We start from the raw sequence: 14,217 nt of genomic DNA on the forward strand, positions 1-14,217 counted from the left end.
ATGAAACTCATTCATTCCATCCTCGCCATCGCCGCCGGCGCAGCTCTGGCCGCCACCGCTTCTGCCAAGGTCGTGCCTCTCCAGCCGCCCAAGCCGGATACGGTGCAATCCTATGTCCTGCTGGACCGTACCGGGTCGATGTCCAACATCTGGGACGAAGCGCTCTCTTCGGTAAATGCCTATGCCGAGAGCTTCGCGGCAGATGCTCCGGGGGCAGAGATTGCCGGGGCTGACATCAAGACTGCGGTGACCGTCGCCGTTTTCGACTATCAGGACGGCATGCAGTTCGATGTGCTGCGCGACAAGGTAGACCCCTCTGCCTGGAAGAGTGTCACCAATGACGAGGCCAGCCCGCGCGGCATGACCCCGCTGTTTGATGCCATCGGCAAGATCATCACCCGCGCCGAAGCGGATAATCCGGAAAAGGCGGTCATCGTCATCATGACTGACGGCCTGGAAAACTCCTCGCGGGAATTCACCCGCGAAGGCGCCAAGGCCGCGCTGGACCGGGCGCAGGCACGCGGCTGGGAGGTCGTGTTCCTCGGCGCCGAATTTGCCAGCTTCGGCGATGCGCAGTCAGTCGGCATGTCCTCGTCCAAGACGATGGCGGTTGGCCAGGGCCGCATGAACGAGTCGATGGACGCCCTCGCCCAGAAGGCGCGCGCCTATGGCAAGGGCGCTGCCCCGGCGGTGGAGTTCAGCGCCGAAGACCGCGCCGCTGCCGATGAAGAAGGCGTGAAACAGCGCACCGGAAACTAGGGACCAGCCTCTGCGGGTTTCGTCCGGCTTCCCCCGGCATTGCAGACTGGCAGAGAGGCGGCCCGCTCCATCCCCTTGGAGCGGGCTTGGCCGTGCGCGCTCCGCCCGGTTCCCCGGCGTCATACTTGCCAGGGGCCGATCCGCCCGCTTCAGGAAAGAGGTAGTTCACTTGCAGGGCAGGGCGATGAAGTATTACGAAGATCTGGTTGTCGGCACGGTCACGCGCGGCGTGCGCACCTACAAGGTCACCCGTGAAGAGGTGATCGAGTTTGCCGGCAAATATGATCCCCAGCCTTTCCATCTCGATGACGAGGCCGCCGCCAAGACCCATTTCGGGCGTCTGTCGGCGTCGGGCTGGCATACCGGCGCCATGGTCATGCGGATCATGGTCGAAACCGGCCGCACCGGTGAACCGGCCGCCTCCCTCGGCTCGCCCGGCATTGACGAGCTGCGCTGGGTAAAGCCCGTCTATCCCGGCGACGAACTCAGCGTGGAGATGGAACTCATCTCCAAGCGCCGCATGAAAAGCCGGCCGGACATGGGCCTCTCCAAGGCGCGCCAGACTGTCTACAATCAGAAGGGCGAAGTGGTGATGACCATGGTGTCCAATGGTCTCATCAAGGTGCGCCATCCCGAAATCGAGACGGAGTAGCGGGCCGCCCGCTTTACAAGCTCCGCGGCACGCTATATCCGTCCGCCCGCAATGCTGAACAAGACCGCCATTATTATTACCCCAAAGACGATCCGCCTCGGCGGGACGTTGCGGGTGTGTGCGATCTGACAGCAGCCACCTTGAACAACGTCCCCGCAAAGGCGCGGGACGGCCCTCTCAAGGAAACCGGCTCTCCCGCTCCAAAGCCCCTTACTGGAGAAGAGCCATGCAGAAATTCTCACGATCCAATCCTCCCCGTGTCGGCGTCGTCGGCGCCACCGGCCTTGTCGGCAGCCTGATGCGCCAGCTTCTGGCCGAGCGGGATTTCCCGCTGGCCTCGCTGCGCCTGTTTGCGTCCGCCCGCTCGGCTGGCAAACCGGTCGCCTTCCGGGGCGGCGAGGTGATCGTGGAAGATGTGGCAACGGCTGATCTTTCCGGGCTCGATATCGTCTTCTTCTCCGCAGGCGGAGAAACCTCCCGCCAGTATGCCCCGCGCTTTGCCGCCGCCGGCGCCGTGGTGATTGACAATTCCTCCGCCTGGCGGAAAGACCCCGAAGTGCCCCTCGTGGTGGCCGAGGTGAACGCAGCCGCCCTTGCCAGCCTTCCCAAGGGCATCATCGCCAACCCTAACTGCACCACCATGGCGGCCATGCCGGTGCTCAAACCCCTGCATGATGCCTGGGGCCTGAAACGCCTCTTCGCCAGCACCTATCAGGCCGCCTCCGGGGCAGGGGTGGCCGGCATCGAAGAGCTTGCCGGGCAGGTCTCTGCCGCTGCGGCGGGCGATTTCGAGGCCCTCGCCCATGATGGCACGGCGGTGGCGTTTCCCGCGCCGAAGAAATGGCTGGTGCCGCTCGCCTTCAATGTGGTGCCGCTGAACTATGTGCTCGGCGAAGACGGGTATACGGATGAAGAGGCCAAGCTGCGGGATGAAAGCCGCAAGATCCTCGGCATTCCGGATCTGCTGGTGTCAGGCACCTGCGTGCGCGTGCCGGTGCTGACCGGCCACTGCCTCGCTATCCATGCCGAGTTCGAACGCCCCGTCTCCGCCGCCGAGGCCAACGCCCTCCTGGCAAAGGCGCCGGGCGTGGAGCTTGACGAAGTGCCCAACCCGCTCGCCGTTGCGGGCCGCGACGCTGTCAGCGTCGGCCGCGTGCGCAAGGACAGCGCGCTGGAAAACGGCCTCGCCCTCTTTGTCGTCGGCGACAATCTCCGCAAGGGCGCAGCCCTCAACGCCATCCAGATTGCCGAGGCCATGCTGGGTTAGATCATCCCCCAAAGAAAAACGCCGGACCAATTAGGTCCGGCGTTTCTCCAGCCAGTGTAATCCGTATCCGGATCAGAGTGCTTCGATGATCGTGACGTTGGCCACGCCGCCGCCTTCACACATCGTCTGCAGGCCCCATTTCTTGCCGCGCGCGCGCAGGCCGTGCACCAGCGTTGCCATCAGCTTGGTGCCCGAAGCGCCCAGCGGGTGGCCAAGGGCAATGGCGCCGCCATTGACGTTCAGCTTCGACGGATCGCCGCCGGTATGCTGCAGCCAGGCAATCGGCACTGGCGCGAAGGCTTCGTTGACTTCGTAAAGGTCGATATCGCCGATCTTCATGCCAGCCCGCTGCAGGGCGCGGTCGGTGGCGAAGAGGGGTTCTTCCAGCATGATCACGGGGTCGCCGGCGGTGACGGTAACATTGTGAATGCGGGCCAGCGGGGTCAGGTTATGCGTCTTCAGCGCCGCTTCCGACGCGATCATGACGGCCGACGAACCATCGCAGATCTGGCTGGCATTGGCCGCAGACATGACGCCGTCTTCCATCAGGATCTTGAGGCTCGCCATCGCTTCCATGCTGGCGTCGTAGCGGATGCCCTCATCCTTGTCGTGCATCACTTCGGCGCCCTCGCCATTGCGGCCCTTGATGACCACGAGTTCCTTGGCGAACGCCCCGGCCTTGGTGGCGGCCGCTGCGCGGCGATGGCTTTCCACCGAGAAGGCGTCGAGCTGTTCCTTGGTGAAGCCGTATTTCTTGGCGATCATTTCAGCGCCGGTGAACTGGTTGAAGTGCTTGATACCGAACTTCTCCTTCACCGATTGCGGCGTCGGGTCGGTTGGAATGTCGAACACCTTGCCGGCGCGGGCGTTGATGCCCATCGGGCAGCGCGACATGCTTTCCACGCCGGCTGCGATCACCAGATCCTGCGTGCCAGACATGACGGCCTGCGCCGCAAACTGGATCGACTGCTGCGAGGAGCCGCACTGGCGGTCGATGGTGACGGCCGGAACGGAGTTGGGGAGGTTGGAGGCGAGCACCGCCGTGCGGCCGATTTGGCCAGCCTGCTCACCGGCCTGTGAGACGCAGCCCATGATCACGTCTTCAATCGCTTTCGGGTCCACGCCGGTCTCGGCCACAATGGCGTTGAGAACCTGCGCGCCGAGGTCGCCGGGGTGCCATTCGGCAAGGGCGCCGTTCTTGCGGCCACCGGCTGTGCGTTTTGCTGCTACGATATAGGCTGTTGCCATGGTGTTTTCCTCCTGACTGGATAGGGCGAGTTTAATGGCCATTCAGGCCCGCGCCAGCGCTCACGCCGGGGCAGGGGGCAGCCGGAAAACGCAGTTTTCAGTCGTCAAAGCCGAGAAAAGTGGCCGCTTCATCCACCGATTTGCGCAGGGAGACGACCGCGTTCGCCGGAAAGCGCTCATCCGGCCAGCCCATCGCCACGCAGGTCTGGATCACCTGATCGTCCGGAATGCCCGCTTCAGCCCGCACCACCGGGCTCTGCATGATGCCTTGAGAATTGATCACGCAGCCAAGCCCCCGGTTCCAGGCCGCATTGACGAGACAGTTGACCACGCCGCCACAGTCGAAAGGCGGAATATCCCCGCCATGCAGCGCCTTGTCATAGGTCACCACAATCGAAACGGGCGCATCAAACTGGCGGAAACCGCGCAGCACCCAGTCCATACGGGCGTCCTTGTCTTCCCGCGCAATGCCCATGGCAGTGAATAGCTGCTTGGCGATCTCCACCTGCCGGTCGCGGTGAACGCCCTGATAGGCCGGGCCCATCCGGAACTCGCGGCTATCCGGCACGCCGGCCACATTGCGCTCCACATTGCCCTTCCGGATACGGTCGAGCACGTCGCCGGTCACGACATAGAAGTTCCAGGGCTGGGAGTTCAGCGAGGTCGGCGCCCGCATCGCCAGTTCCAGGATCTCGCGGATCAGTGCCTTGGGCACCGGCTTCTTCTGGAAACCCCGGATGCTCCTCCGGCTGCGGACAACCTCGTCAAACTCCACGGCCTACTCCCTCCTAGTATCGGTTTGACCCTGTTCTAGCGCGGATCAGGAGGCTGGCATCCCCTGCCGCAAGGGCAAAGAAAAAGCCCGCGCCAGACGCGCGGGCTTTCATTTTATAACTGCGCGGCCTCCGGCCTTGCTGCTCGCGGCTGTTCCCTCGCCTGAGGCTCGGGGCCGCTGCGCCTGCGCCTTGCTTGTGGGGCAATCCCCCACCGGGCAAGCGCAGCGCGCCTGACAGCCTTAGCGCGGAGCCATCCGGATGGCGCCGTCAAGGCGGACATCTTCACCGTTGAAGTAGTTGTTGCGGACCATTTCGGTGGCCAGCGATGCATACTCTTCCGGGTTGCCGAGGCGCGGCGGGAACGGCACCTGCGCGCCGAGGGCCTGTTTCACCGGCTCCGGCGCAGCGGCCAGCAGCGGGGTGTTGAAGATGCCCGGCAGGATCGTGTTGACGCGGATGTTTTCGCGCGACAGGTCGCGGGCGATCGGCAGGGTCATGCCGACAACACCGCCTTTGGAAGCGGAATAGGCAGCCTGGCCGATCTGGCCGTCTTCAGCCGCCACCGAAGCGGTGTTGACGATGGCGCCGCGGTCGCCGCAGGGCAGCGGGTCAAGGCTCATCATGCCGGCAGCCGATTTGGCGATGCAGCGGAAGGTGCCGACAAGGTTGATCTGGATGATCAGGTTGAACTTATCGAGCGGGAAGTGCTCGATATTGCCGGTATTCTTGTCGCGGCTGGCGGTCTTGATGGCGTTGCCGGTGCCGGCGCAGTTGATCAGGATACGCTCCTGGCCGATAGCGGCGCGGGCTTTGGCAAAGCCGGCATCGACGGAGGCTTCGTCGGTGACGTTGACATTGCAGAAGACGCCGCCAAGCTCTTTGGCCAGTGCTTCGCCCTTTTCAGCGTTGAGGTCGAACAGAGCGACCTTCACGCCGTAGCTGGCGAGTTTGCGGGCGGTTGCGGCGCCGAGGCCGGAAGCGCCCCCGGTGATGACGGCGGAGATGTTAGAATTGAGTTCCATGGGCCACTGCCCTCCCTGTTTTCGAAAACTGCGGACTTCAATTATAATGCCCCTAGGAGAGCGCAATGTCTGACGCAGCGGAAATCATAAACACGGTCAAAGGGGAGGGAGACATCTACCTTCCCAAGACAATTCAGCGCAATGAGCGCCTGGCGCGCGGCCTGGTGCCCAAGCTGGCCCGGCTGGCGGGAAAGCTGCCTTTTGCCGATGATCTGGCGGCGGCCTACTATGCGGCGCGTGATCCGCTGACCCCGGTGAAGGCCAAGGCCGTTCTGTTCGGCGCAGCGGCCTATTTCGTCATGCCGGCCGATCTGGTGCCGGATGTGGTCGTCGGCCTTGGCTTTACTGATGACGCCACGGTTCTGGCCACCGCGCTCAGCGTTGTGGGCATGCACGTCAAGGAACGCCACCGGGCCCTGGCCCGCAAGCTGCTCAGCCTGCCCGAGCCGGTCAAGGACCCCGGCTGACAGCCATGACGGCGGGGGCGGGGATATTCATTACATCGCTGGTTCTGGGCGCCGCCTATTGGGCGGTCTGGTGCTATCGGGAGAAGGGCCTGGCCGGCCTGCTGGTGAAAACCGGCTCGGTGGCCTTGCTGGCGGTCTGGGCTTTCCTGATGGGCGGCCCGGTGCTGCTGGTCGCGGCCCTGGCGCTCAGCGCGGTGGGAGACGCCTTCCTCGCCGGCAAGGCGGAACGCTGGCTGCTGCCGGGCATGGCGGCCTTTTTCCTCGCCCATGCCGCCTATGTGCCCCTCTTCTGGCAGTTGGGGGAGGGCGGCTGGACCTGGCCGGTAAAGGCCGGGCAGGCGGCGCTGGTGGCCGGCGGGGTCCTCTTCGCGCGCTGGCTGTTGCCTTCGGTAGAGCCGAAGATGCGCGTGCCGGTACTCCTCTATACGGCCGTGATCCTGATGATGGGGGCTGCTGCCCTCGCGCTGCCGGGCGCCTACTGGCTCGCCACGCTGGGCGCGCTGATGTTCATCGCTTCGGATGTCATCCTGTCTTTCCTCCTCTTCCGCCACCCGCAGGACCAGCCGGCCAACATCCCGGCCTCGCTTGCCGTCTGGGGGCTTTATTTCGGCGGCCAGATGCTGATTGCGCTGGGGGTGACGGGCAATCTCGCGGCCTGATGAAGCGGGCCCGCGCCAGAGGGTTAAGCAGTCCCTCTCCCATCCTTCACAAAAATGCCACTGGCAGCGCCCCCGGAAATATGCGACAGACGCGGCGGGCCAGGCGCCCCCAACGGCGCCCAGCCTATCTGTGAGGATAGGAGTAAAACAGATGACAGTGACCACCGCCAAGCCGGTTGTACGCCCCGCTTGCCCGCATTTTTCCTCGGGCCCCACCGCAAAATATCCCGGTTTCTCGCTGCAGAACCTTGTCACCGCCGCCCTCGGCCGGTCGCACCGTTCTGGCGACGCCAAGAAAAAGCTGAAAGCTGCGATCGATCGCACCAAGCTGATCCTCGGCCTTCCGGAAGACTACCGCGTTGCCATCGTTCCGGCCTCCGATACGGGCGCCGTCGAGATGTGCATGTGGTCCATGCTCGGCGCCAAGCCGGTGGACGTGTTCGCCTGGGAAGCCTTCGGGCAGGACTGGGTGACCGACGCCGTCAAGCAGCTCAAGCTTGCCAATTGCAACACCCATGTCGCCGAATTCGGTCAGTTGCCGGACTTTGCCAAGGCCCGCGACGACGCTGACATCATCTTCACCTGGAACGGCACCACATCTGGTGTGCGCGTGAAGGATGCCGGCTGGATCAAGCCGAACCCGGACCGTATCGTGATCTGCGACGCCACCTCGGCCGCCTTCAGCCAGGACATCGCCTGGGAAAAGCTCGATGTGGTCACCTATAGCTGGCAGAAATGCCTTGGCGGGGAAGCGGCCCATGGCATGCTGATCCTCTCGCCCAACGCTGTGCGCCGCCTCGAAAGCTACACGCCGGACCGCGCCCTGCCGAAACTCTTCCGCATGACCAAAGGCGGCAAGATCGACGAGGAACTCTTCCAGGGCGCCACGATCAACACCCCCTCCATGCTCTGCGTCGAAGACTATCTTCAGGCGCTGGACTGGGTGGAGCGTCTTGGCGGCTGGAAGAAACTGAAAGCCCGCTCGGACGAAAGCCTCGCCATCCTCACCGAATGGGAAAAGAAATCCGATTGGGTCGAGTTCCTCTGCAAGGATGCTTCGGTGCGCTCCAATACCGGCGTCACCTTCCGCATCAAGGACGCGCGCGTTGCGGGTCTGGACGAGGCCGGCCAGCGCGATTTCGTCAAGAAGATGATGAAACGTCTTGAGACGGAGAATGCCTGCTTTGATGCTGCCGGCTATGCCAAGGCCCCTCCGGGCCTGCGCATCTGGGTCGGCGGCTCGGTGGAGCCGTCGGACGTGAAGAAGCTTCTCCCCTGGCTCGACTGGGCCTTCCATGAGGAAGCCTCGAAGCTCTGAGATTTTCCAGATGTTTGCCTGATCCCGGCGCCTGCCATCCCTGATGGGGGCAGGGGCTGCCGGGGCGGGCCCTTAGCACCCCGCTCTCTTGTTTCTGTCTTGCTGGTTTCGGGCCGGTGCCTGCCGCAAGCGAAAGGAAATCAAAATGCCTAAAGTCCTTATCGGAGATACGCTCTCCCCCGCCGCCGTCGAAATTTTCAAGGCGCGCGGCATCGAGACCGACATCAAGGTTGGTCTGTCCAAGGAAGATCTGATCAAGATCATTCCGGAATATGATGGCCTTGCCGTGCGTTCGGCCTGCAAGCCGGACGCCGATGTGATTGCAGCGGCCACGCGGCTCAAAGTCATCGGCCGCGCCGGTATCGGTGTTGACAATATCGACATCAAGGCCGCCACCGCCAAGGGCGTCGTGGTGATGAACACGCCCTTCGGCAACGCCATCACCACCGCCGAACACGCCATCGCCATGATGTTCGCCGCCGCCCGCCAGATCCCGGCCGCCAACGCGGATACCCAGGCCGGCAAATGGCCGAAATCGGGCTATATGGGCGTCGAAGTCTCCTTCAAGACGCTCGGCCTGATTGGCGCGGGGAATATCGGCAGCCGCGTGGCAGAGCGCGCCATCGGCCTGAAGATGAAGGTCGTCGCCTACGACCCCTTCCTCACCGCAGAGCGCGCCATCGAACTCGGCGTGGAGAAGGTGGAACTCGACGAGCTGCTGAAGCGCGCCGATGTGATCACGCTGCACGTTCCGCTTACGGATCAGACCCGCAACATCCTGTCGCGCGAAAACCTGCTGAAAACCAAGAAAGGCCTCATCCTCGTCAACTGTGCCCGGGGCGGCCTGGTGGACGAAGAAGCCGTGGCCGAACTGCTGGAATCCGGCCATCTGGCCGGCGCTGCCTTTGACGTGTTCTCCGTTGAGCCAGCCAAGGAAAACATCCTCTTCGGCAAGAAGAATTTCGTCGCCACCCCCCATCTTGGGGCCTCCACCAACGAGGCGCAGGAAAACGTCGCCCTCCAGGTGGCCGAGCAGATGGCGGACTATATCCTCACCGGCGCCGTCACCAACGCCCTCAACATGCCCTCGGTGACCGCCGAGGAAGCCCCGCGCCTCAAACCCTTCGCGGCGCTGGCCGAAAAGCTCGGCAGCTTTGCCGGCCAGATCTCTGACTATGGCTATGAAGAAGTCGTCATCGAATATGAAGGCGAAGTCTCCGAGCTGAACCGCAAGCCGATCACGGCGGCGCTGCTGGCGGGCCTCCTGCGCGCCTCGCGCGGGGATGTGAACATGGTCTCCGCCCCGGCAATCCTGGCCGAGAGCGGCGTCAAGCTCACCGAAACCAAGACCGAGACCAGCCCGGTTTATGACAGCCTGATCCGCATCAAGGTGAAGACCAAGGCCACCAAGAACTCGCCCGAAGGCGGCTGGCGCACGCTCGCCGGCGCGCTGATCGCCGGCAAGCCGCGCATTGTCGAGGTCAAGGGCATGGCGCTGGAAGGCGATTTCTCGCCGGTCACGCTCTATGTCAACAATATCGACAAGCCGGGCTTCATCGGCGCCCTCGGCCTGATGCTGGGCGAGGCGAAGGTCAACATCGCCACCTTCCACCTTGGCCGCCAGGAAGCGGGCGGGGAGGCGATTGCCCTCATCGGCATCGATTCCACCCCCCCGGCGGAGATCATGGAAAAGCTGAACAGCCTGCCGCAGGTGCGGTATGCGAAAGTCCTTTCCTTCTGAGGGCAGGGCAGTGGCCGGGCGTGATTGTCCGGCCACACTTGACGGCGGCAGGGAATGGGCGCGATGCCTTATGGCGAAACTGTCATGAAAGGCATCCTCATGCGCCGCATTTCCCTGCTCACCGCCGCCCTGGCGGCCGTGCCGGTGGTCGCCACCGCCCAGATCGTTGATGAGGTCCGCGCCGGCGTCTCGGCGCACAATGTCTGCATCGCCAATTGCGACAATGCCAACAAGGAAGACGGCCCCAACATCAATGGCGAGATCGTCTTCAACTCGCCCGGTTTCCTGCGGCTGATCTGGAGCCCGCGCCCCTATGTCATGGGCAGCGTGAACACAGCCGGGGATACAAGCTTTGGCGGCGCCGGCCTGCACTGGAACTGGGATTTTGCACAAGGCTGGTCGCTGGAGCCGGGCGTGGGCTATGTCGTCCATGATGGCGAGCTGACCTTCCCCTACCCGCAGGGCGATCCGCGCAACGATCCGATCTCGGAATCGACCGTCTTTTTCGGCTCGCGCGATCTTTTCCGCACGAGCCTTTCCCTCAACAAGGATCTGGCCGGCCCCTGGGGCGTGCAGCTGATGTATGAACATCTCAGCCACGGCCAGATTCTGGGCAATGGCCGCAATCAGGGCCTTGATAATATTGGTGTCCGCGTCCGCTACGCTTTCGGCGAATAGGCCTGCTGCAAGGGGTGGCAAAAGGCCCCTTGCAATTGCCTGCCGAATGCTGCCCTTGTCGCCGCGGCTGAACAACGGAGCAGGTTCATGGCAGGAGTAGTGGTCGTCGGGGCTCAATGGGGCGACGAAGGCAAAGGCAAGATCGTCGACTGGCTGTCGAGCCGGGCCGATGTCGTGGTCCGCTTTCAGGGCGGGCACAATGCCGGCCACACGCTCGTCATCGACGGCAAGACCTTCAAGCTGGCGCTGCTGCCCTCCGGTCTCGTGCGCGGCGGCAAGCTGTCGGTCATCGGCAATGGCGTGGTGGTAGACCCCTGGCACATGCTGACCGAAATCGACGGCATCCGCGCGCAGGGCATTGAAGTGTCGCCGGAAAGCCTGGTGCTGGCCGATAACGCCTCCCTCATCCTGCCCTGGCACAAGGATATCGACGCGGCCCGCGAAGGCGCCCTCGGCGCCGCCCAGATCGGCACCACCAAGCGCGGCATCGGCCCGGCCTATGAAGACCGGGTTGGCCGCCGCGCCATCCGCGTGGCAGACTTGGCAGACCCCGCCGCGCTGGACATGAAGATCGAGCGCCTGCTCGCCCACCACCGCCCGCTGCGCGCAGGGCTCGACCTGCCTGAGCCTGATGGCGCTGCCCTCAAAGCCGCGCTTCTGGAGATTGCCCCGCAGGTGCTGGCCTATGCCCAGCCGGTCTGGAAACTGCTGGACGAGAAAGTCCGCCGCGGCAGCCGCATCCTGTTTGAAGGCGCCCAGGGCGTGATGCTCGACGTGGACCATGGCACCTACCCCTTCGTGACCTCTTCCAATGTCGTGGCAGGCAATGCCTCGGCAGGGTCAGGCGTTGGGCCGGGGGCGGTTTCCTATGTGCTGGGCCTCGCCAAGGCCTACACCACGCGCGTCGGCGCCGGCCCGTTCCCAACTGAGCAGGACAATGACATCGGCAAGCGCCTCGGCACGATTGGCCATGAATTCGGCACCAATACCGGCCGCGCGCGCCGCTGCGGCTGGTTTGACTCGGTCATGGTGCGCCAGGCCTGCGCCACCTCGGGCGTCAATGGTCTTGCGCTGACCAAGCTCGATGTCCTTGACGGATTTGAGGAAATCAAGGTTTGCGTGGCCTATAAGCTGAACGGCAAGACGATCGACTACTACCCCGCCGGCCTCACCGATCAGGCCGCTGTGGAGCCGGTTTACGAGACCCTCAAAGGCTGGAGCGGCTCGACCCGCGGCGCGCGCAGCTGGACCGATCTGCCCCCCGAGGCGGTGGTCTATGTGCGCCGCCTGGAAGAACTCGTCGGCAAGCCCTGCGCGCTCGTCTCCACCTCTCCGGAACGCGAAGACGTGATCCTGATGCGCGATCCGTTCGAGGCGTAAAATCGAGGGATAGGGCGCCGCCTGTCCCGTGGACAAGCGGGCTAAAAAACTCCAACGCCGCTCCAACGGTGAGGCCGGAAACTCCAGGAAAACTCCAACGCCGTTGGAGTTTTCTTGTTTCCGGAAGGGGCGCCCGCCTATTGCGGGAAGTGCTCGGCGTGCACCTCGCCCGTGCGCCCGAAATAAATCACGCGGCGCCCGATGAACGATACGAGGTAGCCCGCGCAGCCGGCGGCGGTGACCTGCCGGTTGAAGGCGGCATAGGTGTAATCGGCCGCGCCAGACTGCGCCCAGGTGATGGCGGCAGAGACGCCGGCAGCCGCGAAGGCTTCCGCCACCGGACCCTCCTCGCCGGAGCAGGGCAGCGTGAGCGTCTCGCCGCCCGGCAGATAGTGCGTTCGCGTCCCGGCGCGGTAATCGACGAGATAGGCTTCAAAGCCTGCTTCCATCAGCATACCGGCGGCTTGCGGAAAGCTCAGCGTATCGTCATGCGCTCCGGCCAGACATGTTTCGGCAATAGCAATCTTCTGCGCGTCCATGGCGCGTGTCCTTTCTCTGTTGCGGGGGTCAGTTGGCGGGAATTTCCGTGATGCCCCGGCTGGCGACGATCCGCTTCAGCAGGCGCTCAAGCTGCGCGCGCTCTGCAGGTTTGAGGCTGGCGAAGAAGGCCCCGTCATTGGCGTCAGCCAGCGCGGCCAGACGGGGCACCAGCTTGCGCGCCCGCGGGGTGAGCGAGAGAAGCTGGGCGCGGCCATCTTCAGGGTCTGCCCTTCGCGCGGTGAGGCCCTTGTCGATCAGCCGGTCGGCCAGCTTCGTGATGGCGCCCCTTGTCAGGCCGAGGGTCTCCGCCACGCGGCTCGGCGCAGCGGGCTCCGCCCCATAAAGCGTGCGCAGGAAAACCCATTCGGCCACCGTCACGCCTTCCCCCTCCAGCGCGCGGGCAAAGCTCTGCGACACAGCGTTTGACACCATGCGCAGCCAGAAACCGAGATGAGCATCCAGCGCGGGAACAGGGGCGATCTCTGACATGGCATCCTCTTTATTGACTAGGAAACTAAATCAATAAAGTTTCCTAGTCAACTAAATCAAACGCCGGGAAAGCAAATGCTGCTGAGGGGGGGAGAGCAGAGCAGAGGGGGTGGAGAGCAGAGGGGGCGGAGAGTAGAGCGGAGGGGAGGAGGGAATGGGCGGGTGGAAACGAGGTGGTGGCCGTGGCAGGGCGCGGCGGTGTGCGCGGCCATGACGATCCACGGCAAGGGCGCGTTGGGGCGAGAGAGCAGCTTGGGGACGGGCTGACCGATGGGCAGGGAAGTCTGCGGCACAAGCAGGGCTTGGCCGGGACCGCGCCTGCTTCAGATCAGAGGCGGGCGAGGATTTCGGCGGCGGCTTCGGCCGGTGAGGTCTGGTCGGTGTCGATGATAATATCGGCGGCCGGCATCGCGGCCATCGACGCCACGAAGGTCTCTTTCATCTCGCTGAGAATTTCAGGCGAGCGCAGCTTGCCAAACTCCGCGCGGCTGGAATTGGCAATCCGCTGCATCTGCTCCTCCGGGCTGACCGTCAGGGCAATGAAGATCATCTCGCCGCCGGAATTTTCCACCAGGGTCTTCACCGCTTGCGGAAAGCCCGGATCGACCGTGGGTTCGGGCGCGAAGGTGAAGATCAGGGAGCGGTCCTCGGCCACCGCCGCGCTGAACACATCCATCCAGAATTTCTCCCGTAGACGGATGAAGCTTTCAGAGCCGAAGGGGAAAACCGAGGCCACCGCATCGACCACGAGATGATTGTGGAAGAGGGGCAGGCCCGTCTGCCGTGCCAGATGCCTTGCTACGGTCAGCTTGCCGGCAGCAGCCTCGCCATAGATGAAGATCAGGCGCATGGCGGTATCCTTTCAGCGATAGGCCGCAATCGAGCGGACAACCTTGCCTTCCGGGCCGAAGACAAAGGTTTCGGCCACCAGCTCCTCGCGATGGTTCGTGTAAAGAATGGTCAGCGCGTCCGAGCCGATGAGAATATCATCCAGCTCGAAGAAGAGTTGCGGGGCAAGGCCCAGCGCCTTCGTCCAATAGTCCCGCAGGGCGCTCTTGCCGAACACGCTGCTGGCCGAAGTGCCCAGCACCTTTGCGATGCGGGGCGAATGGAACACGATATCCTCGCCATAATGGCTGAGAATGCGCTCGATATCGCGGTCATTCCAGGCCGCCAGCCAGTCGCTGGCAAAGCCTTCGGCAAAGGGCCGGGAGAGCATGG

At 63.9% G+C, this 14,217-nt stretch carries 16 protein-coding genes; 9 read left to right on the forward strand and 7 right to left on the reverse strand.

The features are described from left to right. From ACQKI2_RS08370 to ACQKI2_RS08380, 3 genes are all read left to right on the forward strand, one after another. On the forward strand, window positions 1-759 hold the full coding sequence (locus tag ACQKI2_RS08370) for a vWA domain-containing protein (protein WP_427379235.1): 759 nt from the start codon (window positions 1-3) through the stop codon (window positions 757-759). 184 nt (window positions 760-943) lie between these two features. Then, the gene (locus ACQKI2_RS08375) at window positions 944-1,411 is read left to right on the forward strand and encodes a MaoC family dehydratase (protein WP_427379236.1); all 468 of its coding nucleotides are present in this window, start codon (window positions 944-946) and stop codon (window positions 1,409-1,411) included. A gap of 226 nt (window positions 1,412-1,637) precedes the next feature. After that, window positions 1,638-2,678, forward strand: a complete 1,041-nt coding sequence (locus ACQKI2_RS08380) for an aspartate-semialdehyde dehydrogenase (protein WP_427379237.1) — start codon at window positions 1,638-1,640, stop codon at window positions 2,676-2,678. Between the two features lie 72 nt (window positions 2,679-2,750). Here ACQKI2_RS08380 and ACQKI2_RS08385 read toward each other — a convergent pair whose 3' ends face one another. From ACQKI2_RS08385 to ACQKI2_RS08395, 3 genes are all read right to left on the reverse strand, one after another. Beyond that, on the reverse strand, window positions 2,751-3,926 hold the full coding sequence (locus tag ACQKI2_RS08385) for an acetyl-CoA C-acetyltransferase (protein WP_427379238.1): 1,176 nt from the start codon (window positions 3,924-3,926) through the stop codon (window positions 2,751-2,753). Window positions 3,927-4,023: 97 nt separating this feature from the next. Continuing rightward, the gene (locus ACQKI2_RS08390; RefSeq protein WP_427379239.1) at window positions 4,024-4,701 is read right to left on the reverse strand and encodes a nitroreductase; all 678 of its coding nucleotides are present in this window, start codon (window positions 4,699-4,701) and stop codon (window positions 4,024-4,026) included. 240 nt (window positions 4,702-4,941) lie between these two features. Next, on the reverse strand, window positions 4,942-5,724 hold the full coding sequence (locus tag ACQKI2_RS08395) for an SDR family NAD(P)-dependent oxidoreductase (protein WP_427379240.1): 783 nt from the start codon (window positions 5,722-5,724) through the stop codon (window positions 4,942-4,944). A gap of 65 nt (window positions 5,725-5,789) precedes the next feature. Between ACQKI2_RS08395 and ACQKI2_RS08400 the strand changes: the two genes are divergently transcribed. The 6 genes from ACQKI2_RS08400 to ACQKI2_RS08425 all read left to right on the forward strand — a co-directional run bounded on the left by ACQKI2_RS08400 (window position 5,790) and on the right by ACQKI2_RS08425 (window position 11,967). Next, window positions 5,790-6,191: a YkvA family protein gene (locus ACQKI2_RS08400; protein WP_427379241.1), complete on the forward strand. Its 402-nt coding sequence runs from the start codon at window positions 5,790-5,792 to the stop codon at window positions 6,189-6,191. A 5-nt stretch (window positions 6,192-6,196) separates the two neighbouring features. Next, the gene (locus ACQKI2_RS08405; RefSeq protein ID WP_427379242.1) at window positions 6,197-6,850 is read left to right on the forward strand and encodes a lysoplasmalogenase family protein; all 654 of its coding nucleotides are present in this window, start codon (window positions 6,197-6,199) and stop codon (window positions 6,848-6,850) included. 157 nt (window positions 6,851-7,007) lie between these two features. Further along, on the forward strand, window positions 7,008-8,168 hold the full coding sequence (locus ACQKI2_RS08410; protein WP_427379362.1) for a phosphoserine transaminase: 1,161 nt from the start codon (window positions 7,008-7,010) through the stop codon (window positions 8,166-8,168). A 145-nt stretch (window positions 8,169-8,313) separates the two neighbouring features. Beyond that, the gene (gene serA / locus ACQKI2_RS08415) at window positions 8,314-9,909 is read left to right on the forward strand and encodes a phosphoglycerate dehydrogenase (RefSeq protein ID WP_427379243.1); all 1,596 of its coding nucleotides are present in this window, start codon (window positions 8,314-8,316) and stop codon (window positions 9,907-9,909) included. Between the two features lie 84 nt (window positions 9,910-9,993). Then, entirely contained in the window at window positions 9,994-10,587 is a 594-nt protein-coding gene (locus ACQKI2_RS08420; RefSeq protein WP_427379244.1) for an acyloxyacyl hydrolase, read from the forward strand. Window positions 10,588-10,674: 87 nt separating this feature from the next. Next, the gene (locus tag ACQKI2_RS08425; RefSeq protein WP_427379245.1) at window positions 10,675-11,967 is read left to right on the forward strand and encodes an adenylosuccinate synthase; all 1,293 of its coding nucleotides are present in this window, start codon (window positions 10,675-10,677) and stop codon (window positions 11,965-11,967) included. A 137-nt stretch (window positions 11,968-12,104) separates the two neighbouring features. Here the strand turns inward: ACQKI2_RS08425 and ACQKI2_RS08430 are convergent, their stop codons facing one another. The 4 genes from ACQKI2_RS08430 to ACQKI2_RS08445 all read right to left on the reverse strand — a co-directional run bounded on the left by ACQKI2_RS08430 (window position 12,105) and on the right by ACQKI2_RS08445 (window position 14,215). After that, window positions 12,105-12,506: a DUF1398 domain-containing protein gene (locus ACQKI2_RS08430; protein ID WP_427379246.1), complete on the reverse strand. Its 402-nt coding sequence runs from the start codon at window positions 12,504-12,506 to the stop codon at window positions 12,105-12,107. A gap of 28 nt (window positions 12,507-12,534) precedes the next feature. Further along, complete coding sequence (locus ACQKI2_RS08435; RefSeq protein WP_427379247.1) at window positions 12,535-12,996, reverse strand: MarR family winged helix-turn-helix transcriptional regulator; 462 nt, start codon at window positions 12,994-12,996, stop codon at window positions 12,535-12,537. Window positions 12,997-13,324: 328 nt separating this feature from the next. Continuing rightward, window positions 13,325-13,846, reverse strand: a complete 522-nt coding sequence (locus ACQKI2_RS08440) for a shikimate kinase (RefSeq protein WP_427379248.1) — start codon at window positions 13,844-13,846, stop codon at window positions 13,325-13,327. A gap of 12 nt (window positions 13,847-13,858) precedes the next feature. Continuing rightward, complete coding sequence (locus ACQKI2_RS08445) at window positions 13,859-14,215, reverse strand: nuclear transport factor 2 family protein (RefSeq protein ID WP_035594985.1); 357 nt, start codon at window positions 14,213-14,215, stop codon at window positions 13,859-13,861. Between the last annotated feature and the right edge of the window lie 2 nt (window positions 14,216-14,217).

Source organism: Hyphomonas sp. NPDC076881 (assembly GCF_050269995.1).
GTDB lineage: Bacteria > Pseudomonadota > Alphaproteobacteria > Caulobacterales > Hyphomonadaceae > Hyphomonas.